At 42.2% G+C, this 23,415-nt stretch carries 19 protein-coding genes, 1 tRNA gene and 1 rRNA gene; 8 read left to right on the top strand and 13 right to left on the bottom strand.

The window, feature by feature from the left end:
* Positions 1–184: 184 nt before the first annotated feature.
* Entirely contained in the window at positions 185–1,045 is an 861-nt protein-coding gene (locus APHWEB_RS03955) for a zinc ABC transporter substrate-binding protein (protein ID WP_011451058.1), read from the bottom strand.
* Positions 1,046–1,096: 51 nt separating this feature from the next.
* On the opposite strand from APHWEB_RS03955, the gene APHWEB_RS03950 reads away from it, so the two are divergent.
* Both APHWEB_RS03950 and ubiB read left to right on the top strand, forming a co-directional pair.
* Positions 1,097–1,759, top strand: a complete 663-nt coding sequence (locus tag APHWEB_RS03950; protein WP_011451059.1) for a metal ABC transporter ATP-binding protein — start codon at positions 1,097–1,099, stop codon at positions 1,757–1,759.
* Positions 1,752–3,203 (top strand): 2-polyprenylphenol 6-hydroxylase, encoded by a 1,452-nt coding sequence (gene ubiB, locus APHWEB_RS03945; protein WP_011451060.1) that lies wholly within the window; start codon positions 1,752–1,754, stop codon positions 3,201–3,203. The genes APHWEB_RS03950 and ubiB overlap by 8 nt, the downstream gene beginning before the upstream one ends.
* A gap of 170 nt (positions 3,204–3,373) precedes the next feature.
* Here ubiB and APHWEB_RS03940 read toward each other — a convergent pair whose 3' ends face one another.
* A complete protein-coding gene (locus APHWEB_RS03940) occupies positions 3,374–3,928 on the bottom strand; it encodes a protein-disulfide reductase DsbD domain-containing protein (RefSeq protein ID WP_155237145.1) in 555 nt (184 codons plus the stop codon).
* Between the two features lie 551 nt (positions 3,929–4,479).
* Here APHWEB_RS03940 and APHWEB_RS03935 point away from each other — a divergent pair.
* The 6 genes from APHWEB_RS03935 (at position 4,480) to APHWEB_RS06930 (ending at position 8,801) form a co-directional block, all read left to right on the top strand.
* Entirely contained in the window at positions 4,480–5,508 is a 1,029-nt protein-coding gene (locus APHWEB_RS03935; protein ID WP_011451062.1) for an ABC transporter ATP-binding protein, read from the top strand.
* A gap of 18 nt (positions 5,509–5,526) precedes the next feature.
* The gene (tatA, locus tag APHWEB_RS03930) at positions 5,527–5,697 is read left to right on the top strand and encodes a twin-arginine translocase TatA (protein WP_011451063.1); all 171 of its coding nucleotides are present in this window, start codon (positions 5,527–5,529) and stop codon (positions 5,695–5,697) included.
* A 75-nt stretch (positions 5,698–5,772) separates the two neighbouring features.
* Positions 5,773–6,357 (top strand): recombination mediator RecR, encoded by a 585-nt coding sequence (gene recR / locus APHWEB_RS03925; RefSeq protein WP_011451064.1) that lies wholly within the window; start codon positions 5,773–5,775, stop codon positions 6,355–6,357.
* A gap of 1,180 nt (positions 6,358–7,537) precedes the next feature.
* Positions 7,538–8,152 (top strand): 30S ribosomal protein S4, encoded by a 615-nt coding sequence (gene rpsD / locus APHWEB_RS03920; RefSeq protein WP_011451065.1) that lies wholly within the window; start codon positions 7,538–7,540, stop codon positions 8,150–8,152.
* Between the two features lie 11 nt (positions 8,153–8,163).
* Positions 8,164–8,249 (top strand) — tRNA-Leu (locus APHWEB_RS03915).
* Between the two features lie 408 nt (positions 8,250–8,657).
* Positions 8,658–8,801 (top strand): hypothetical protein, encoded by a 144-nt coding sequence (locus APHWEB_RS06930; RefSeq protein WP_230597237.1) that lies wholly within the window; start codon positions 8,658–8,660, stop codon positions 8,799–8,801.
* Between the two features lie 829 nt (positions 8,802–9,630).
* On the opposite strand, the gene APHWEB_RS07015 is transcribed toward APHWEB_RS06930, so the two are convergent.
* The 11 genes from APHWEB_RS07015 to dnaE form a co-directional block, all read right to left on the bottom strand.
* Entirely contained in the window at positions 9,631–9,762 is a 132-nt protein-coding gene (locus APHWEB_RS07015; RefSeq protein WP_011451067.1) for a hypothetical protein, read from the bottom strand.
* Between the two features lie 775 nt (positions 9,763–10,537).
* The gene (thiD, locus tag APHWEB_RS03910; RefSeq protein WP_044104291.1) at positions 10,538–11,320 is read right to left on the bottom strand and encodes a bifunctional hydroxymethylpyrimidine kinase/phosphomethylpyrimidine kinase; all 783 of its coding nucleotides are present in this window, start codon (positions 11,318–11,320) and stop codon (positions 10,538–10,540) included.
* 7 nt (positions 11,321–11,327) lie between these two features.
* Complete coding sequence (locus APHWEB_RS03905) at positions 11,328–11,990, bottom strand: P-loop NTPase family protein (RefSeq protein ID WP_011451069.1); 663 nt, start codon at positions 11,988–11,990, stop codon at positions 11,328–11,330.
* Positions 11,991–11,994: 4 nt separating this feature from the next.
* Positions 11,995–13,095: an AI-2E family transporter gene (locus tag APHWEB_RS03900; protein WP_020849034.1), complete on the bottom strand. Its 1,101-nt coding sequence runs from the start codon at positions 13,093–13,095 to the stop codon at positions 11,995–11,997.
* An 855-nt stretch (positions 13,096–13,950) separates the two neighbouring features.
* Positions 13,951–14,145 carry a hypothetical protein gene (locus APHWEB_RS03895; protein ID WP_133121367.1) on the bottom strand — a complete coding sequence of 65 codons (195 nt, stop codon included), beginning with the start codon at positions 14,143–14,145 and terminating at the stop codon, positions 13,951–13,953.
* A gap of 141 nt (positions 14,146–14,286) precedes the next feature.
* Positions 14,287–15,654 (bottom strand): hypothetical protein, encoded by a 1,368-nt coding sequence (locus APHWEB_RS03890; protein ID WP_011451072.1) that lies wholly within the window; start codon positions 15,652–15,654, stop codon positions 14,287–14,289.
* A gap of 197 nt (positions 15,655–15,851) precedes the next feature.
* Positions 15,852–16,181 (bottom strand): succinate dehydrogenase, hydrophobic membrane anchor protein, encoded by a 330-nt coding sequence (sdhD, locus tag APHWEB_RS03885; protein WP_011451073.1) that lies wholly within the window; start codon positions 16,179–16,181, stop codon positions 15,852–15,854.
* Positions 16,182–16,184: 3 nt separating this feature from the next.
* A complete protein-coding gene (gene sdhC / locus APHWEB_RS03880; RefSeq protein ID WP_011451074.1) occupies positions 16,185–16,568 on the bottom strand; it encodes a succinate dehydrogenase, cytochrome b556 subunit in 384 nt (127 codons plus the stop codon).
* Between the two features lie 93 nt (positions 16,569–16,661).
* Positions 16,662–18,167: ribosomal RNA gene (locus APHWEB_RS03875) — 16S ribosomal RNA — on the bottom strand.
* Positions 18,168–18,403: 236 nt separating this feature from the next.
* Complete coding sequence (locus tag APHWEB_RS03870; protein WP_011451075.1) at positions 18,404–19,726, bottom strand: 3-phosphoshikimate 1-carboxyvinyltransferase; 1,323 nt, start codon at positions 19,724–19,726, stop codon at positions 18,404–18,406.
* A gap of 251 nt (positions 19,727–19,977) precedes the next feature.
* Positions 19,978–23,361: a DNA polymerase III subunit alpha gene (gene dnaE / locus APHWEB_RS03865; protein WP_011451077.1), complete on the bottom strand. Its 3,384-nt coding sequence runs from the start codon at positions 23,359–23,361 to the stop codon at positions 19,978–19,980.
* Positions 23,362–23,415: the final 54 nt, after the last annotated feature.

Below are 23,415 nucleotides of genomic sequence, written 5' to 3'. Positions count from 1 at the left end.
CTGTGCAGCATATAGAAACTTTCCCTGCACTTATTTACACCCACAGTCTGCAAAATTACTGGTGACTTACATGATCGTTCGCAATTAGAAGCTGTAATATTACAGACCAAACATGCATCCTATCATCTTCAAGATCAGAAAATCTTATATAAATCTCACACAACTAGCCGCTCAATTAAACGTGTTATTCTAGACACTTTTTGAATCCTTCTGCCAGAGTTTGCATCAGTTGATAGTACCCATCCTCATCTACAGTAATTGAGCTGCCAATCGGATCTACAGCTTGGATCTTTATCTTCTTACTTATAAATTTATATCGTTGTTTGTTGCTATACATATCCGTAAAAATGCATTTCACTCCATGCTTCTTCGCTGCAGCTCGCGCCAAAAATAGCTCTTTTGCTGTTATATGCCCCGATGATAACGAAGCAACACAGTGCAGCCCAAAATAGCGATCAAAATATTGATATGCATCATGTGCAACTATGTAAGGTACACTCTTTACTGATGCTAGCATCTCATGGATATCCTCTGTCATAGCAGAGATTTTCTCCAAAGCATTTTCAGCATTCTTCTTATAAATCTCCGCATTTTCTGGATCTGCTTCAGATAAAGTTGAGCATATTTTGCCAATTATTTTTTTAGCATTCTCAGGATTTAACCATATATGGAAATCCTTTGTGTTTTGCCCCTCATAACTCCCGTGGTACCCCCTATTCGATAGTAGTTCTACTTCGTCTGAGAGCCTAATAAGCTTTTTTTGAGGCCCGTCTGCCAACTTCTGAATATAAGGCTCCATACTCTCATCTACATAGAAGACAATATCAGCTGCATTCAGGCTTGCCACATCCGAAGGCTTCAGCACATAGTCATGCACGCATGACATACCTATAGATGGTAACGAAGGCTTCACTACACCGCGGCCTACGTCACTTACTAAGAAGTGTATTGGATTTATGGTTGCAGCCACTTTGGGAACGGTATATCCTGCTGTAGGCAGGAGAAGTGCCACCAATAGCGAAATAATATGTATTCTGGTCAGCATATCAAGGAACCTGTCACACGCGTCGCGGGGCTTCAGAAGAGTGTTCTACCCATGCTTGTTGTTGACAGTATAACCTTGTTCTATGGAAATAGGAAGGTAATAGATAATGTCAGCTTCTCTATACGTCCCGGTGAAATTATCACAATCCTCGGTCCTAATGGCGGAGGAAAAACATCTTTGGTGAGAGTACTAGTAGGCATTAATCAAGACTATATAGGTACCATTCACTATACCAAAAGACCTATCATCGCATATATGCCGCAGAATTTTAAAGTTAACAGTTTCATGCCTATGACGGTAGAGTACCTGTTGCTAAGTGCATGTTGGGGCAGAGGAATATCCCTAGACCTACGGGCGGTTATACAGTATGTAGACATCTCAAAACTGCTTACTAGACAGATATCAGAGCTCTCAGCCGGAGAGATACAGTTAGTACTCCTTGCAAGGTGTATGGTTATGAAACCTGATCTGATCGTGCTTGATGAACCGGTCAGTTGTATGGACGTTGAGGCAAAGAACAATTTCTATCGGTTGATAGGTAAGTTGGTATCTAAGTATAATATAAGTATCATCATGACATCTCATGATCTGCACTGCGTTATGGCTTGCTCAGATCGTGTAATCTGCATAAATCGCTCCATACGCTGTGAAGGAACTCCTGAGGAGATCACTGAGAGTGCAAAATTTATGAGCGTATTTCCAGAGAATGTTTAGTTCTATCAGCGGGCTAGCTAGACTATGCAAGATAGGGGCCACACTACTGCGATATGGAATTATTCCTAATGCTGGCATATTTTCAAACAGAAAGCATAAAAAGAACTATGGAGAAAGAGTGCATTTATGCCTCCGCAGCCTGGGTCCTACGTTTATAAAATTTGGACAATTTCTAGCTTCTAGAGCAGATATAGTGGGGGAAGAAGTCGCGGGAAACTTACTCACGTTGTGCGACAAGCTCACACCATTCCCCTATAGCCAAGTAGTTTCTATAATAGAAAGCCAGTTTCACAAGAAAATGGATGAGATTTTCTTGGAGTTTGATGAAGAACCAGTTGCTGCAGCGTCAATAGCTCAGGTGCATAGAGCACGGACATTGGACGGAGAGCTGAAAGCTGTCAAAGTGCTTCGGCCGGGTATAGAAGCATCATTTCGCGCAGATATAGCTCTGATGCGTAAGATCGCAGATATTTCAAGTGCTCTGGGTATACTCAGTAGATTCAAATTGCCTCAGCTAGTGGAGATGTTCTCAGATATCTGTAAGCTAGAGTTGGATCTTCGCTTTGAAGCCGCAAGTGCTGATGAACTAAGGGAAAATTTACGGGCTGAGTCTTCAGACTTCTACGTACCCAAAGTAGACTGGAAACACACAAGCAGAAGGGTGCTAACATTACAATGGGTAGAAGGAACCCCTATATACAGAGTAGATGAGCTTCAGAACAAAGAATTGTTGGCTAAAAATCTGATAATAGCCTTCTGTAATCAAGTATACAGAGACGGATTTTTCCATGCAGATATGCATCCTGGCAATCTCATGGTTGATGCAAACAGCAGAATAATTGTGGTAGATTTCGGGATTATGGGGAGGCTTGATGAAGAAACATGCTTCTATATAACTGAAATACTTGTGGGGTTTATCAATCGAGACTACCGCAGAGTAGCTGCCGCACACTTTGACGCAGGGTATGTTCCTGAAAGGTTTGATCAATTCGTTACAGCTTGCCGTTCAATATGGGAGCCTATAGCTGATGTAGATGATACTAAGAATTTTTCTACAGCTTCTTTACTTGCACAGCTCTTCAAAATTACCGCAGATTTTGACATGTGCGTACAACCTAAGCTGTTATTATTACAGAAGTCTATGGTTCTGGTAGAAGGTATTTGTAGACAACTAGTTCCTGAAATGAACTTTTGGAAAATTGCAGAACTGTGGGTCAAAGATCATTATGAGAATATAGGATATGTAGAAAGACTTAAGCAGTGCAAGGCATATAGATCGATGATGAATATTGGGTTACTCGTTTCTAAGATTGACAGAAGCCTCGATATAGTTATCTCACACGGGCAAGCAGCGAATGCGCGCAAGAGTGGTGGCATTACCAAATCAACGTTTTGTTTAACTCTAGTTATCGCGTTTCTGACACTGATTATTCTTTTTAAGTAATACTTTATGTATTAGTGTGTATCATACAAAATATCCCCTAATTATCTCACTAACAATTAGCACCCTAAGAGGCCGTACTCCTAGCGCCTTTACAGAGCACGGTGCGTCTTCTCGTAACTTTCCGCAAACCCACTGTCGTCAGCTACGCTTAATCTCAGCTTCCGTCATCTTCAACGGCGTTTCCATTGTTTTATAAGCTCCATAACCTCAGAATCTTCGAACTTGGCATCAGATGGTAAAGCGATCTCAAGCCTTCGCTCCTGAGGTATGCATACCTCACCGCACACGGCAAAACCCACATGTAAATATAGCAATGATGATTCAGAGCCTTTTAGCACACTGAACGTAATAGGAAAGACCACCGTACCTTCGTATACATTGCTCTCCAAGACTCTGCTGGGAATTGCCTCAGATACTTTAGAGAATTTTGGCCAATGAACACTCAAATTCTTTGTATCATTGCCTTCTATCCAAAATCGCGTAGGCATCCCCGTATCACCAGGATCCTTTGCATATATGTGCCACCCTGGCTGAACCTCGCATAACACAGCAATACTTACTTTGTTGCGGGTAACAGCACCAACAAGCACTTTAACATTCACATGATTATCGTATAGAGAGTCGCTTATTTCTGAGCAGCTAGCACTCGCAAAAACAACAGAACTTAAGGACCACAAAAGGAAAATTTTGCACAAAACGGCTCCCATGCACTTAGCTATTCTCAAGACGTTCTCCTCCTGACTATTAGCTGTGTAATTCCTACTGTTTTTTCGCAAGTTTTGCAACCTTGTGATTGGTCAACTTGCACAACTATAGCCTATATACAATTTTATAAGGAATTTGTTACTGATATAAGAAAGCCTGAATAGTGGGAGAATCATCATAAGGCTAAAGAGCTAACCTTAATGCTGTAGTAATGCATAGCAATACTACAGCTTGCGAATAAAAGTAGACTGTAAATCTGTTCATATGCGGCATTACCGCTCTCGGCCCTGATCATAAGAAAGCTACTTGCTGTTTTCTACAGGCGTACGACACGTTGCCTTTATGACAGCATTTACCTTAAGGGAAGCCAATTTAAGTGTGCAAGTAGTTGCATTACGCGACCATAAAACTACGTCCTTTGTCGTCAAATTTACCTATCGGTTACCTGGAGATATAGTAGCAGACTTGATTCTACTGAAGATGGCTTGCTTCTATGCTAGATGACTTGTAGAGGGGTGTGGTGAGTGTTACCATATCTCCCATGTAATCTTAAACAATTGGTGGCGTTACAGTGGAAGGACTTGAGCTTAAAGACATATCGTACAGGTATAGAAAGAGTGATTTTCTTTTGGAAGTGGAAGAACTTTCTGCCAAAAGGGGCGAAATAATATGTTTATTAGGGCCATCAGGGTGTGGAAAATCCACAATATTAAAGTTAATAGCAGGACTAGAAAGGCCTTTTGCAGGGGTGATAAGGATTAATGGCAAAACAGTAAATGATGCCCGAGGTGGCGTTTATATACCAACAGAATCCCGCAATGTAGGGCTAATTTTCCAGCACCCGGCACTGTTTCAACACCAAACTATAGTTGAGAATGTAGCATTCGCAGTAAAAGCGCAAAGCAGGGATAAGAGAACGAAGCATGCTTTGAAGGTATTGAAAAAGCTGGGAATTTCTGCTCACAAAGACGCCTATCCTCATATGCTTTCGGGTGGTCAGCAACAACTTGCTACCATTGCGAGAACCATGGCTCAGGATCCTGAAATTGTCCTACTTGATGAGCCTTTTTCTAACCTTGATACCATCCTAAGGGAGTCGATACGCGCAGCTGTGTTATCTGTAATTAAGGCTGAGAATATCACCGTGCTGTTAGTTACTCATGATCCTGAAGAGGCTTTGGAGATAGCTGACAAGATATATGTGGTGCGAGAAGGCAAAATAGTCCAGTGTGGTACTCCTTACCAAATATACAACGCACCCAAAGATGCTCATCTTGCTCGGTTCTTTGGCAGGCTTAATTATTTTGAGTCTCTAGTGCGTGATGGTAAGGTATCCCTCACTATAGGCTCCATAAATGCTGACGGCTTCCTCGATGGTTCTAGGGTTGCTGTATGTATTAGGCCCGACGCCATCCTCCTTCATGACTCCAGCGATACTCTTGCTGTGGTAAAGCTTGTGAGATTTTTTAATAATATGATATACATATCTGTTGGCAATAGTGCTTACTGGATGTTGTTTTTGGGTGCAGTTTTGCCTGAGGTAGGTGATGTAATACGTGTATCTTTAGACTCGAGTAAGGCTTTGCTTTTTAGACTCTGATGTTTATGAGGTACGCATATGACTTTGGGTCCATGGCAGGTTTTTTTGGTACTGCTGATAATTTTGGTGCTGTTTGGCGCTGGTAAACTTCCTCAAGTTATGGGGGATTTGGGCAAGGGTATGAAAAACCTGAGACGCGAATTAAAGGATGGTAGACTTGTTCCTACCAAGGACGAGTTAAATCATTAGCTGGGATAGTCCTTTTACTGGTCAAAGCTTTTCATAGTTTTGCTGAAGAGAGAGTATGTGTTGTAAGAAGGTGTGATGGACATAAGTAGATTAATTAGTTTATTCTCTAAGCTTCCTGGTTTAGGGCCTGCTTCTTCACGCAGGATTGTTCTACACCTTCTTCGACACAGACATGACGTTATGACACCCCTAGCCAATGGCATCAGGGAATTGGAAGAAAGTACAAAAGAATGCGAAATCTGTTTTAATTTGGATGTGACTTCTCCATGTAGCATATGCACCGATAGCAGACGTGACAAGAGTTTGCTTTGCATCGTCGAGGAATTGGGTGATTTGTGGGCTTTTGAAAAAGGAAGAATATATCAAGGTATGTACCACGTGCTCGGTGGTGTTCTATCAGCGTTGTCTGGTGTGGGCCCTGAAGACTTAAATATGAGCAGCATACCCGAGAGAGTCAGGTTACACGGTGTAAAAGAAGTGATAGTTGCTACCGGCAGTGATATGGATGGTCAGGTAACGTGTCACTACATTGCGCAATCAATAAAGAGTACAGGAGTTAAGGTTACGAGGCTCGCATGCGGTATTCCTCTAGGTGGTGAGATAGACTATCTAGATGAGGGAACGCTTCGTGCAGCGTTATCTTCACGCTATATCATATAGTGATAAATTGTTAAACTAGCATAGAAATACACAGTACTGCTTTCTATAATAAGGACACTTTACAAAAGTGCACTCAGTTACATGGATCTAAAGATTTAAATCCGCAACACTATTTGGAGCACGTCACTCTGCCGTATACCACTTATGGCCACTCTCGCACTCTGCAAGCCTCTGACTTTTAAATCTCCGCATTAGTGATAAAACGCCTGATGTTCAACAGAATGCATGAGGTTACTGTCAGGTATGCACCAGAGCTAATATCCAAAGGCTAAGAAGAGGGTTTGGTATTGCTATATTTGCACATCGCAATAATTTGTAATACCAAAATGCAATCTCGCTGCAGGAATAAAGCCACAAGATTGTCAAAATCTGCAAGACGAAACACCTCACAGTGGAGCAAAAATACGACCAATAGAAATGCTTTTACTCCGGGTATAAAAACATTTTAGGAGCATGAGATATGGAATTCCTTGGTAGAGTCTCCTACCTCACATGGTGCACTGTCAACTTAGGGAGTTTAAGCAAAACACGCATGGCACTTTTCTCGCTTTGCAATAGTGAGCAAGATTTATCAATAGGATGGATGGCCTGCTTCATTTGTGTGCCCTAAGGAAAGAACGTGCTGTGTTTAGTGCATGGTGTAAACTCCGCAATAGACGTTATTATCTCACCTATTATGATTATGCAACAAGCCGACCTGATAGAGATACGCTAGCGCATGTTTTAGTTTTGCAACTGCGTTTTTCTTACGTCAAAACCGATCCAGTCAGCAATACATAGATATGTAAGGTCAGTGTACGGTAGCTGGCTGTGGCATGAATTTGCATTACGTAACCCTGCAGTTTGCCTATGGGGTGTGACAGCGTTGTTTTTTTAACCTAGGTGAAAATTTTTATTTTATCTATAGAGTCTGTAGATACTTTTACCGTAATAATTACACACATTTTCCTGCGTGTATTGGCCTTCTAATTAACAAATTTATATGATATGCATAATACAAAATGGAGTATATATCGCTGGTTTGAACACACTAAATGTTCCCGTTCCTCCTAACAAAATTGGTTGACACGCTTCCTTTAAATGATCATACTTTCCCACCGGGACGTAGATATTACGCTGTTATGGCAGCTGTCCGTGTGGCTGTGCTGAGGGGTTTGTTTTTTGTTTTTGTGTAGGTAGTATGGTAGCGGTTGTTAATAGAAAATACAGGGCTAGCCGTAGGCTAGGGGTTAACTTGTGGGGTAGGTCTAAGGACCCGTTCAACACTAGGAATTACCCTCCTGGTCAGCACGGTGCTATGGGTTACAAAAAGCTTTCAAGCTTTGGTAGGCAGTTTGTCGCCCATCAAAAGTTCAAGTGCTACTATGTTGTTTCTAGTAGACAGCTGAGGAATGTGTTCTTAAAAGCGTACCGTAAAAAAGGAGATACCGGTGACAATTTGGTGGGAGCTCTAGAATCTAGGCTTGCTTCTGTGGTTTATAGTGCTGGTCTTGTCCCTACTATGTTCTCTGCACGTCAACTTGTTTCACACAAGCATGTGACTGTGAATGGTAGGGTGGTAAATATACCTAGTTTCTCTGTAAAACCCGGTGATATTGTAGAGGTTAGAAAGAGGGCATCACAGCTTCCTATGGTGTTGGCTGCGATACAGTCTCAAGAAAGGCGTGTTCCTGATCACTTAGATGTTAACACCGAGAAGCTCTCCGTGAAGTATCTTGCTGTTCCTAAGTATTCAGATGTTCCTTACCCTGCTAACATGGAAGTGAATCTGGTTGTAGAATTCTATTCTGGATAACGTTAAGCTCTGTCCATGTGGCGGAATGGTAGACGCTGCGGACTTAAAATCCGTTGACCTTTGGGTCGTGGGAGTTCAAGTCTCCCCATGGGCACCATGGACTTTTGCGATTTTGTATTTTTCCATCGCGTGTTCTGTGCATGGGCTTTGTACCCTTGAGGTATAATGGTGTTGCTTAAGCTAGCGTTACGGCTTGGTTTGTCGTTTTGAGTTCTCTTTGCAAGATTTCGGGGTCATGTACCTTTTTCTTGTAGGTGTTATCCTAGTTGTTGGTTACATCTATCTTATCTTCGGTTAACGCTGTTTGTGCTCAGGTACTCATCTTCGGGGGGGTTCTTCTACATGCATCTTGATTACCTGAATGAGGATCTACATGCTCAGATTATGATGCACTCCGATAGTTATTCGGATCGCAACGTTTAATCTCAGAATCATAATTCTCTGGTTCTATAGCATTACGTCCGTCCCGAAAACACTTTTCGTATGCATTATTGGAGATAGCATAATGCCATCTCCTGACGTTAGTACATATGACTTGAAGCCTGAAATGTCAGCTGTTGAGTTAACTGACCCGTTGGTAGAGCGCGTAAATTCGCAGCAATATGATTTACGGTGGTTAATTATGCTAACGCAGCTATGGTTGTGCTGACAGGCAATTAGAAGCTTCTAAAAAAAGCGGTTGCTACTGTGGATAGCTGCTTACCGAGGGTGTTTTATGCTGCTGTAACCACTGGAGCTATTATGCTGACCATGGTAATGCTGATAAATAGTTTCCGTGTTTAATTCAGAGCAAAACCCACACGATCATGCAGGAGATTGCTCTGATGAACACACCTACCAACAACCTTTATCACTAGCTTCGTATACTACGCCCTCTTCTATTCCTTTATTATAGAGTCTTCTAAGCGGAGGATAACTTTTTAGGTGTCCCGTATTCATGTTATGGCCTGATTTATGGCATTGGGTTCTTGTCCCAGTGGGGTTTTTATTATTTTCCTGGCAGATGCTACCTTTGCATTAGTATTATCCCTATATGATGTCGTTTCTCTGGGACTCCATCATCCGTACAACAACTCTAGCTTCTCCTCTTGACTACTCCTCTCGAAGCTGTTAGGTCTATACCTGATATACTATCAGTCGAGATACTTCTCTTCGTGAGATGCGTCACCAACTTCCTCTTTTATATCTCCTGCAACACCATGATCTTCCAGATCAGAACCTGAATGCTAAGGTCATGAATCACGCTACGGCTATCCATATCATCACGTTTAATCTCAGAATCAAAGGCTTCCTAGCCTACACCATCCTCTTCGGAGAGCCCTTGAGCATCGGTATCACTACTACCCTTTTTCCTGCTCTACATGGATATCCGCTGTTTCTAATACTCTTCCCCTGAAGCTATTGCCCTAGATCTACCTATCATTCAGTGGAATGAGTTTCTACTGATGCACCATAATCCCCTGTATAAAACTCCCTCTTTACTCTTCTTCATCAGCGCTATGCCTGGTTGATGCTGCTTGTGCCAGATGCTCATCTTCAGAGTTTTCTCTACATGTATCTTTCGTATCTCCTGCAACACCATGATACTCTTGAACAACACCTGAAGACACAGTAATTCTTTATACTTTAGACAGCGATTGAAAAAAGAAGTGCTAACATCTTTTTTGCCGACTGCTTAAAATTCCACCTAGACCTTGCTCATAAGTCGGCGTGTTATCAGAAATAGAAGAAGGCTTCCCGTAAACCTGAAAGTGACTTTTTATGATTTACGTTATGAGATAAGAAACGTACTTGAAATCATTGGCTTCTTCATGTTGCGTTCCCTAAAGCTAAGGGAGAAAGCTCCTAGTTTCAATGGTAAAAAAGACAGGGCAGCACGACATTTCTGCACTATAGAGAGATGTTTAAAGGTAGCGACGCTACGCATGGATCAACACAGCCACCCTCCGGCTTTGAGAAACCCCGTCACACATCAAGCCTATTCAACTCTAAAGCAATCATAAGATTCTCCATGTGACGTTCCCTAAAACCATGAGAGAACGCTCCCAGTTTCAATGGTAAAAAAGACAGGGCAGCACGACATTTCTGTACTATAGAGAGATATTTAAAGGTAGCAACGCTACGCGCAGGCTATCACAACGACACCCCACTGGTTTAAGAAACCACGTCACACATCAAGCCCTTTCAACTCTAGAGCAATCATAAGCTTCTCCATGTTACGTTCTCTAAAGCCATGAGAGAAAGCACATATTTTCCGTCGTGAAAATACAGAGCGATTCAACTTTTCTGTGTTATAGATGGGCGTACAGGTAACAACATGACGTGTGTTATTAAACACCTATCCTGGCCAGCAAGGGAACCAAGCCTATAACAAGGATTCAAACTTTAACAATCGCCTACTATAAAATAGTTGTGAAAAAGAGGCCTTAAACCCTGCCCTACTATGGGTGCGTTTCTTATGGTACACGAGACATAGTCAAATGCAAGCCTTGTACTCTCCTCCAGTGAAAGCCCTCGTGCTATGAAACACGCTATGGCTGATGTTAAAGTGCATCCTGTGCCATGGAGCTCGCCAGGAGCTCTTTCATTTCTAAAGAAAACAGTCTTGCCATCGTATATCAATACGCTTTCTACAAACTCTTCCTCTTCCCAGATACAACCCTTAACCAGAACCGCCTTTATGCCTAGAAATTGAATTATCTTGTTACCTGCAGTAACCATTTCCTCCCGCGTGCGGATATTTTTCATGCCTGAGAGCGCTTCGGTCTCCTTAATATTGGGTGTAACCAAAGCAGCATTCTGTGCAAGCGGTCTTATACTTTCAGTATATCCCATAGGGTCTGTTAATTCAAAACCTGACGTCGATACCATCACAGGATCCAGTATCACAGGTATCTCGCAGGGTAGACTTTCAGCAACCACCCCTATCAAACCAACCGGCAGCATACCTATTTTTATAGCATCTACCTTGAGGTCATCCAGTACCGCTTCCAATTGCCCCTTTACTACTTCAGGAGCTAGCTCCCACACTCCCCTAACTTCTTGAGTATTCTGCGCCGTTATAGCGGTAATGCATGTAGCTGCGTAGCACCCCAACATCGTAATGGTTTTTATGTCAGCTTGAATACCAGCTCCTCCACCGGAATCAGACCCAGCTATGCTAAGCACATTACCTTTATACAAGCTCTACTCTACGTATTATCGAACGCACAAACGGGACTGTAACTCCGCCTGCCGAGCTTGTCAATTCAATGTCTATGAGACGCACAATATCACTCAACTTCTTGAAAGACCTTTCCACATTGTTGAGTATGTAATTTATGGTTTTTATATCTATATGCAGTTGCCTCTCGGTAAAAAGTTTCACCAACATTATCCGTAAAAGTTCCTCATTAGGCTCTACAAGCTTAGCAGACATTGTTGAGATTATCCTAGATCTCAAGTCTTTTAGACTGTGATTCAATAAATTCGGTGGAACAGAAGCGGTCATGAGAAAAGGCTTGCGATTTTCCTTAGAGTAGTTATAGCAGTGTAGTAGCCATTCCTCATCCGGAATGCTATCGATATCCTCAGCTATTACAGCATTGCTTTCCTTGATCACTTGAATCGCATCGCTAATTTTTCCGTAAGTCAAAAAGCTCGCCTGCTTTAGCTTCCCCCATAGATGCGCCAGATGCGTTTTACCTGAACCTTTTACGCCGTAAAGCACAAAACTGCTCCACAAATCACTGTTCATCAAAAGATTATATGTGTGCCTATTACTATCTAAGACAACATAATCTGAACATTGGTAAGAGTGCATCTCTTTAACGTCAAACAACTTCAGTTGTGTGTACATAGTATTACTCGCTCAAATAGAAATTGCTTGTCTTATACTTTTTAACAGCAAACTGTATCAAAACACTGAGTATCGCAGTAAACGGAACCGACAAAAGTGCACCCCAAAAACCAGCATGCGAGCTGAAAACCACAACACCTATAACTAACCAGGCTTGATTCAATGCTAACCTTTTCCCCACGATCCCAGGAGTTACCACATAGGATTCAATCATTTGCCCCACTAAAAACATCAAAGCCACTAGTACAACTTTAGTTATCCCAAATCCCTGTGAAATTGCAATGCAAACACTTAAAATGCAACACAGCGATGGTCCTATGTAAGGTAAAAATGTCAGCAACCCAGAAACAAAACCCATAACAAGGGAATACTCAAGCCTTATCACAACAAAGCAAAAGCTATAGTAGCATGCTAGCACGAGGCAAACCAAAGTCTGCCCCCTGAGGTACGAAGATATTACTTCATCAATTTTATGAAAACACAGAGCGAAATCACGCACATAAGACCGAGGGATTAATTCTAAAGCAATTTTAGTAATGCTCGGCCAATTAGCCAAAATGTAAAATGATAACAATAGCGAAGTTAGTATAGTTACAATAGAAGAACCTATGCCTAAGCTAGAATGCGCAATACCAGCTACAGCCTTCACGAAGTAACTTGGAGCATCTTTAAATAGCTTTAGAAATTCTGCACCATCTCCACGAAATAAGTCACTTGTTAATAAGTTCAATGGATTCTCGGTTGCACTTTTTATTTCTTGGTAGGAAGGTAACCCACTTGAACTAAGTATATCCTTAATGTCTTCAAGATTTAAGAATGGCACTCTATCTATTAAAAGCTTTATTACACCCAATGCCTGAGAGTATAGTACAGGCATCAACATAACAATGAGAGTTCCTATTACGCCCGCAGAGGCACATATTATCACAAATGATGCTACAGCGCGTGACATGCCTATCAACACTAATTTTGTCACGATAGGATTCAAAAGGTACGCTATAAACAAGGCATAAATACAAGCGTATAGCACCGGCCGTAAGAATAACCCAATACCCACAACAGCTAGCGCGACTAAAAGAAGATTTATGTACTTCACTCCACCCACTATCTCAGCTAAGTCCCTTCCTACGTAGCGTATAACACGTAATGGTGGAGATGGTATGCACCTTGAGTCAAGAATTCAATAATTTTGAAAGGAATAACCGCTGCTAGAGTAGTGAAGATAAGGTTTTACTCATAAAATTTGCGAACTAAGTAATATTCTTGTTAATACTACAAAGGCTAAAAATATTAAAACCATGTAGAAATATAGCCTTTTTCATGAGTTCATTTAGGTGTTGAGTCTAGCCAATTGCAGCTGCCTTTTCTTCCATTGAAGAGTTGTTAAGGATACTGCAGAAGAAAAAGTATTTGTACTTCTAGATGACGGGGAAATGAAGAACGAGACCTTAGCAAATATAGTGAGTCCTGAGATGATCAATAATCGGTGACCATAAGTATTGAATACCCACACCTCAGCAGCAGAATTATTTATTCTGTACTTTAATAAAAAACATTCCTCGCGCACAATCAGTTAGGCTACGTCATGTCTCATGCAACATGCAGCATAATGCTAAATCTATGGTACTATCGAGAAACATTATACAAGCTTACAGTTGATAGCGAAGTCCATACCGAGCGTATATCCGTAATGAAAGATACTGAAACGGCAGAAAGAATAAAATTCTTCTCTTTACACTAACAGCATAGTACTTGAGATCTGGATACTACACATGCCGTGTTATCAGCTTTCTTTGCAGAATTCTTGAGCCAACCATAAGAATAATTTATCAGCTTATAAAGCTTCACGGCCACACAACGGGAGATATAACTTTGAGGTCAAAGAATCAAGCATGCAATTGCCTTAAACAACTCGAATAATCTTCAGTTCATGGCCCAAAGCATTGCAAAATGCACTACGCTATCTAGCATATTGGATATACGGAGCTAATAAGGCCGTTGACGAAAATGCATGTGTGCGTAACACACATGCAAGAAACTTGCCAATCCCCTCCCCAGAATTTTGACGATTGCTGACAGAACCCGTATAGAAAGAAGCATACAAGAAACCAATGATATCACCAGCTATGACCCTTACCCAACAAATATCGCTCATAGTAACCTGTGAAAGCGATATAAAAGAAAATAAGTCACCTATACCCGGAAGGATTGTCATATCTCAAAAAACAGTCCTCTTTGATGTGATGTAAGGTTAGCTTATAGCTTAGCGGGATTGGCAATTTTCTCTAAATTGTCGTTATTTACGCACTCCAGCTTCTTTTTCCAGCCTACCGCCATTCATGAAATTAAATAGCACACTATCAGCAGGTCCATATCCCACAACCACACCTAATTCAGTAAGATCTTTCCCTACAGCTCGTATCTTTTTCAAATCATCTTCTCCCATAGCAGCAGATACAGAATCTCTCTTATTATCCAAGTTCTGAGGACCACGCTGCACTTCCCGACTCTTGGCATTAGCATGGATATCCTCCTTGTCTGCCCCTGTATCAACAGTGTGTTCTGCATGAGATTCTGATATATCTGAAGCTTTCCCCTTGATTAAGCTTCCATAAAGCCTCGCTGATGCCGCAGTTTCTGCACGAAACTTCGAAGCCTTCTCTGAACACTCGGAAAAAGCGCTCATTACGTAGTGCTTTAAAATCGTACTTTGACCGCTACTTGGGTTTAACATTGCGTTTACCGCCAGCGGCACGGCCTTCAACGATGTTCTTACAACCGTTCTTACACAACCTAAGAAACACGATAATGCTGATGCTAATCTCTCAAATCCCCGTAACACACTTCCTAAAAATACACAAAATAGCGCAGATACTCTTGAAGCACCCGTTACAGTCCCCCTATCCCTTGCAATAGATAAATGCCTAGCCTTCTCTTCAAAATACGACGCTCCCTTATTTAAACCCTTCACAACAACATTTAGCGAGCTGTGAACAATCATAGCAGCCACTTCTAACAGCCCAGCACAGAGGTTAAAAGGAAGCGCAATAAGCAATGTAGGTAACCACATGGTATCACCAGTGACCTCATTCTTAATACGCCTTGTCTCTGGATTTACTTCAGGATTACATACCACGCGCATCAATCTAGGGTCCTTATCACTGCTGCCTATAGGAACAACTCTATAACCCTCGCATGCGATTACTAATCTTTTGTTCTTATAACGACTAGGATTTAAACCCAAGATCTTGAATGCGTCTTCTGTTTGATTCGTATTGATCGCATAGAGCTGCTTGTTATCATGAGTAGTGACACGCTCCACGCCCGTGTCAGCAATTGGCATTATCGGAAAAGTATGCCCGTCTACAACAAGCAAACCCTTGTTAACCCACATACCTTCCTGCTTGATAGAGCTAGTAGGCAAAAACACACAAGGCTGTTGCCTGTCAACAACCTGCGAAACAACCATCGGTACCTTTATTAACCTAGGGCGCCCAAAGCCTTCAGGATCCAATTGCGCAAACTTCTTCAACGGATTCGCTATAAAACCAAACGTGCTCTTAGCACCATCCACCAACCTACTATAATTCCTGCCCCTTATGCGATCTCCGATCCCAGAAAAAAAACCAGCTAATCTACCTCTTTTACTCTCATCCCCGTACATTGATTCTCACCATTTATAATTTTGATATGCTATAGGAAAAATATTAATTCCTTGCTAGAGAGAAAATAATACATGCAGCTATAGCGCAACACAAGCTCATAACACCCCAAGAGCCACTATGGCGAAGGAAAGATCCAACTATCTTTTTTGATATAACATACCAAAGGCGCCTTACGCCATAATAAAGGCAGCTTGACCTACATACCTAGCGTACGCAGCAACACCACCAAAGAAAATACACAAACTGTTAGTACAGCAAATAATTTTATGAAAGTAATCAGAAAAGCTCGTAGCGCATCAGAGCGCACATAATCCTCCAAGACAACCTGCACACCCAAAACACCATGATAAAAAGCCGGCATCAAAAATAAAGCAGTCAATGCCCCCTTGTACCCATGCGTTAAATCTAGAAGCCCCGTAGCAAAATCAGAAACTAATAACGCCTTCACAAGGAATATTGGAACCGGCAGCATTACCACCGCAGTCATCCGCTGCATCCACCAGTGTAAAATACTCTTTCCTGACATATATTAACTGAAGAAACCTATAAAACCCAGCCCGATCAACGAGGTCACCGCAAAACCTAACATCAACCAACCACTGAAAGTAGCCTCAGATTTACCAAAGCCAATTCCGCAATCCCAGAATAAATGCCGAATCCCGTTATAATAGTGGTAACACAGCGCAGCAATACAGCCCCCTATTATCACCTTTACCAACAGTACACCTATCCAGGAGTCTAACAAACCCCACAGCTGACCAGATGTCCAATGTAAAGAAATCAATAACCATGTAAAGAGAGTCAGCCCCATCAATAGCAGGACACCAGTGATTCTGTGCGTAATCGATAGCCACGCCGTTATCGGCAGCTTATAGACACTAAGATGCGGAGACAGAGGCCTAGACCTCGACACTATAGTAGCCTCCGGTTAATTCACAATAGAAATAAAGACGGCGGCACATTTACCGACAAACTACCATAAGATAGAATACTCAGTAAAAAGCCTAAAGGAGGTAATCCAGCCGCAGGTTCACCTACAGCTACCTTGTTACGACTTCACCCTAGTCACTGACCCAACCTTAAATGGCTGCCTCCTTTCGGTTGGCGCACCAGCTTCGAGTTAAGCCAATTCCCATGGCGTGACGGGCAGTGTGTACAAGACCCGAGAACGTATTCACCGTGGCATGCTGATCCACGATTACTAGCGATTCCGACTTCATGCCCTCGAGTTGCAGAGGACAATCCGAACTGAGATGACTTTTACGGATTAGCTCAGCCTTGCGACATTGCAACCTATTGTAGTCACCATTGTAGCACGTGTGTAGCCCACCCCATAAGGGCCGTGCTGACTTGACATCATCCCCACCTTCCTCCAGTTTACCACTGGCAGTTTCCTTAAAGTGCCCGGCTTAACCCGCTGGCAACTAAGGATGAGGGTTACGCTCGTTGCGGGACTTAACCCAACATCTCACGACACGAGCTGACGACAGCCATGCAGCACCTGTGCGAGATCCAGCCGAACTGCGCCCTTCCGTTAAGAAGGATCTAATCTCCATGTCAAGGAGTGGTAAGGTTTTTCGCGTTGCATCGAATTAAACCACATGCTCCACCGCTTGTGCGGGTCCCCGTCAATTCCTTTGAGTTTTAGTCTTGCGACCGTAGTCCCCAGGCGGAGTGCTTAACGCGTTAGCTACAACACAGAGATAAAAAATCCCCACATTCAGCACTCATCGTTTACAGCGTGGACTACCAGGGTATCTAATCCTGTTTGCTCCCCACGCTTTCGCACCTCAGCGTCAGTACCGGACCAGATAGCCGCCTTCGCCACTGGTGTTCCTCCTAATATCTACGAATTTCACCTCTACACTAGGAATTCCGCTATCCTCTCCCGGACTCTAGTCTGGCAGTATTAAAAGCAGCTCCAGGGTTAAGCCCTGGCATTTCACCTTTAACTTACCGAACCGCCTACATGCCCTTTACGCCCAATAATTCCGAACAACGCTTGCCCCCTCCGTATTACCGCGGCTGCTGGCACGGAGTTTGCCGGGACTTCTTCTGTAGGTACCGTCATTATCTTCCCTACTGAAAGAGTTTTACAACCCTAAGGCCTTCCTCACTCACGCGGCATAGCTGGATCAGGCTTGCGCCCATTGTCCAATATTCCCCACTGCTGCCTCCCGTAGGAGTCTGGACCGTATCTCAGTTCCAGTGTGGCTGATCATCCTCTCAGACCAGCTATAGATCATCGCCTTGGTAGGCCTTTACCCTACCAACTAGCTAATCTAACATAGGCTCATCTAATAGCGATAAATCTTTCCCCCGCAGGGATTATACAGTATTACCCACCATTTCTAGTGGCTATCCCATACTACTAGGTAGATTCCTATGCATTACTCACCCGTCTGCCACTAACTATTCTTTATAGCAAGCTATAAAGAATAATCCGTTCGACTTGCATGTGTTAAGCTTGCCGCCAGCGTTCGTTCTGAGCCAGGATCAAACTCTCAAGTTTGATTTACAATCACAAAAGCAAATTATGATCTGGACTCATGCAAAAACCAAAACAAAATTTAAGCTTAAGTGCATTAAGAAAAAAATATATTAGCTATATGCACCGCCGCCTTTATTTCTACTCTAAATTCTCATCACCAAACTAATCAAGCACCAGAGCCATCAAGCTCTGGGCAGGAGTATCAGCTATAGCGCCTGTTATGTCAATAGTTTTTCATATATTTTTTTTAAACTCCATCACACTACATCAATACAAACATTGTCTTTTGCCGCTAACTTACTGATAATCTCCAAGAAATTTCTCGCTTGTTCATCTATCATTCCCTTGATAAATACTTCTTCTCTAGAAGCAATGCCCAATATTAAAAAAGGAATAACTGATTTATGCTCCTCGCGAACTTCTATAATGCAACCCTCAGAAAGCGTATCTCTCCTACCATGAATTTCTAAATGATCTGCGGTAACTTTTGAAATGATCCCAAACTTATCAAGTGCAATTAACAATGCATTGAGTATTTTTCTCTTAGATTCACACAATTTTGACAGGCCAAAGAATTTTGTGACTCCTGCAGCAAATACACTCACAACACATATAAGTGGAAGGTACGAAAAAATACGCTGTATCTCCTGGCTTTGAATTTCAATACCCAGCATATTGCTAAATCCCACATCGATTTTGTATAAATGGCTAGATTGTGCTGATAGACGGATTCTCCCTCCCATTCTGATAAGAATATCCAGAAAGCTCTTAGTGGTTTTATCGAGCAAAACCCCCGTAATAGTTATGGCTGAACCCCGTAAAACCAATGCCATTGCTACAAGATGTAGCACTCCTACTGACGAGGCGGGTATTACCACAGTTTTTGCATAAAGCTCTTTCTGTCCCATTATTGTTATTTCATCAATATTTGGCCTCGTAACCACTGATATATCTGCACCAAAGTGCTTTAATAGTGTTTCTCCAGTGGGGGATAAAGAACTGTCAGAATATATACAATTTTTGCCTGCTATATTCATGCTACTCAGCATCAAAGCCGTTTTGATAACATTGGAGGAAATTACTTCTTTCTCTTCTATAGGTAATGCGCAATCACTACCCTCAACCATCACTGGAAAGGCTTCACTACGTATGAAACTGCATCCTGAAGCCTTCAATATCCTAATCGCTTCGTATATCTCAGCAAAATCTAAGCCTGATACCTCCACGCTTGCATCATGGGCATTACTATTAAAAAAAAGCGAAGAAAATGCATGAGTTGATAAAATGCCCAGCATAGTAACGGCTATGATCGTATAGTGTCCAACGTCTATACCTCCCTCGGGATTCGAAAAACCACCAATACCTACTCCTTCAACCGAAACACAGCCTTCCTCTACGAAAACCCGAACACCCAAAGATCTCAAAATATCAATGACACGTGAAATCATCCTATTTTTGCTCACACCGTAAATTTTTGATGTACCTACGGCTTGAGCTGCAATAATTAATGCTGTACAAGATGCAGTTTCACACCTAGCAACATTTGCTATACCCCTTAACACAAAGCCATTATCGAGCATACTATGAGTAGAGGGACTCAGCTTATACGTGCAATATTTCACCTCTGTACACCCCATTTTTCATCACACCCCACAGTTCCTTAACGTCGTATCTATTCGATTCATGTACACCTTCTCGTGCCATAGCATACGTATAGACACCTCAGTGATGTAAATTAACTACTATTATCTAAGTATACCCACTAACCATTACAACCGTAACTCAGATCTTGTTCAGGATTCGCAAATGCTGAACACTCTAGGGTTTCGTACTATAGATATCCACGGTGATTGATGGTAATGTCATCGACCCAGCTGATATTGAAAATCTGGGCCAATATTTCCGGTGTCACCAAAAAAGCCCCCGGAAGTTTTATCAGAACAAGATGCCCCTTGGACAAAAGCTCTATATACACTTCCGCTCCCATTGCATCCCGTTTTAACACTTCCTGTAACATATGTGCTATCAGAGTGTTTTGCCCTGTATGTATCGCAATGCTTCTTACCCTGCGCATCATCAAGGAGATGCTCTCATGGAAATTACATATGTTTCTGCCCACTAACCTACCCTTAGACGCATTGTAATCCATGTCTATCATGACAGGGACACCACTGTTAAATAAATCTCTGTTTTCTTCGATAGTCTTACTATTATAAAATGCTACGTCATTAACCCCGTGTGGATCCGATACCCTTACAATTGCAAATCTCTCCTTATTTGCAGAGCGCATTTTAACACTCGACACTACCCCAGCTCGTTTTGTCACACCAGATTCTTTCTCTTCTTGCGTGCTACTCACAAACCTTACTCCGAATTTGCCTAACACCTGCTCGTACTTACTCAAAGGATGGTACCTTAGGTAAAAGCCTATGGTCGCAAATTCATGCTCTATTTTCTCATCTTCCGTCCAGTCATCTACTTCTTCCAGTTGCCCTTCTTCTTTTTCACTAAAAAGACTGAACTGGTGCGCATCCATGCTCACCTTTTTGTTTTCAATAATGTTCAGTATTATGCCCAATGACGCAAAAAGCTGCCTACGATTAGGATGTATGCCGTCTAGCGATCCGGATTTAATTAAACTTTCTAGAGTCCTCTTTAAAGGAGATCGTATCCTGACGTTACCCGCGAAATCCCAGATATCACTATATCGACCACCTTCAACAGGTAGTATCTCATGCGCCGTTAATTGACCTACATTTTTTAAGGCTCCCAATCCATATCTAATCGAATTCCCTGATACGGTAAATTCTGCACTAGATAAATTAATATCAGGCGGCATTACATCTATGCCACACATTTTTGCTTGTTGGCAAAGCAAACCCAGTTTGTCTTTATCATCGATATCTAAGTTCATGGAGGCAGTAAAGAACTCCTTTGTGTAATTTGCGCGCAAGTACGCTGTCTGAAAGCTTATTAACGCGTACGCAGCAGCATGCGATTTATTAAAACCATACCCTGCAAATTTCGCCACCAGGTCAAATATGTAGCTAGCCTTGCTCTCTTCTATTCCATTAGATACTGCACCATCAACAAAATCCTGTCTTTGCCTGTCCATTTCCTCCTTGATTTTTTTCCCCATTGCTCTACGAAGCAAATCTGCTTCTCCCAGACTATAGCCAGCTAAAATTCTAGCTATTTCCATCACCTGCTCTTGATATATTATCACCCCGAAGGTTTCTTTCAGCACGCATTCCAGCATAGGATGTATATAGTCCGGCTCTTCTAGACCGTGTTTTCTTGATATATAAATCGCAATATTATTCATAGGCCCAGGTCTATACAGCGATATAAGTGCTATTATATCCTGAATGCTATCCGGCCTTAGTTTGCTGATTGCCTCTCTCATTCCCGCACTTTCTAGCTGGAATACGCCAATGGAGTCACCAGCCGACAACATCTCGTATGTCTTCTTGTCATTAAGTGGAATCTTAGATAGCTCTATCTCTTCCCCTCTAGCTCTGATTAGGGAACAGATTTGGTCTATCATTGTCAGTGTGCGTAACCCCAGAAAGTCAAATTTTACCAACCCAGCCTTTTCAACGTACTTCATGTTGTACTGCGTAATGGGCAACGAAGACGATTTATCGTAGTAAAGAGGAACAAAGTTTTCCAGCGGCTGGTCGCATATAACAATTCCCGCAGCATGAACAGATGCATGCCTGTATAAACCTTCTAGCTTCAAAGAGATCTCTATGAGCTTAGCAACTGTTTCATCATTCTCTTGTTCCGCCTTGAGATTCTGATCCATCTCTATCGCTTCCAAAAGCGTTACGGGACTGATAGGATCATGCGGTATCATTTTGCATATTCTATCAATCTGCGCATAAGGTATTTGCATTACACGCCCTACATCGCGTAATACAGCCCTAGCTTGCAATTTACCGAAAGTGATTATATGGGCAACATACCCATATTTCTCCTTTACATACTCTATTACCTTATCTCTCTTCTCCTGACAGAAATCGATATCAAAGTCAGGCATTGACACCCTATCTGGGTTCAAAAATCTTTCAAATATTAGACCAAACTCTATAGGATCCAGATCTGTAATACCGAGCGACCATGCTATTAGAGAACCAGCCCCGGAACCTCTTCCTGGGCCTACCATAATATCGTTTTGCTTGCTCCATCTAATGAAGTCCGCCACTATCAAGAAATACCCGGAGTATTCCATAGAAATCACAACGCCCAATTCGTATTTAAGGCGCTTTAGATACAAATCCCTCTGTTCCTCATCATCTCCAATACCTTTCGACTTTAACCGAATTTCAAGCCCCGCTAATGCGCATTCAGTTAATTCTTCTGCTTCTGTCCTACCCTCAAAACACGGAAAATGCGGAAGTTGCGGCTTGCGTACCTCTTGAATGAACGAACATCGCTGGGCTATCAACGAGGTATTTAGCACCGCTTCAGGAACATCTGAAAACAGCTCATACATTTCTGAAGCCGTTTTAAAATAGTGCTCAGGAGTAAGCCTATGCCTATCTTCTTGCACTACGTACGCTCCAGTGCTGATACAAGATAGTATATCATGAGCTTGAAAGTCACCCCTACAAGCGAAGAACACATCATTCGTGGCTACAAGTGGTATATTCCTCTCATATGCAAACCTAATGAGCAGTTCTTCTACCTCTCTCTGCCCATTCAAACCATGGCGTTGCAGCTCAACATAAACATTGTCCTTAAAAACCTGCAGTATGGAATCCAGCGCCCGAAGATCGTCTCCATTGTTGAGTAGAGCACGAGCTAAAATGTCATCATGCCCACCTGTCAGAGCTATTAGCCCTCCATTGAGCTTCAGCAGATCATCTATATTTACTCTGTTTATTTTTTCAAGCTGACTGTTATTAAAACCGTTGCTAATCAAATTGGTTAGGTTCGCAAAGCCCTCTGCACTCTTTGCAAGTAGTAGAATATTGCCTAGGTTATTGCCAGATTCTTCAACCATGATGTTACAGCCGATAATGGGCTGCAATCCTGCACGAGCAGCACAATCAGAAAACTCAAGAGATCCAAACAGATTACCCGAATCAGTGAGAGCGACGGCAGGCATTTTTTGCTCAACACACATAGCAACTAGAGATTCTACTTTAATCATTCCCTCTAGTAGGGAATAATCACTGTGCGTCCTCAGATGAACAAAAATTCCATCCACCCCGTAAAATCCACCATTAATACCCTGACAGGTATCATTATACAGACTCGAGTC

This window comes from Anaplasma phagocytophilum str. Webster, assembly GCF_000964685.1.
GTDB classification, from domain to species: domain Bacteria; phylum Pseudomonadota; class Alphaproteobacteria; order Rickettsiales; family Anaplasmataceae; genus Anaplasma; species Anaplasma phagocytophilum.
This window is presented reverse-complemented; position numbering and strand designations above follow the sequence as displayed.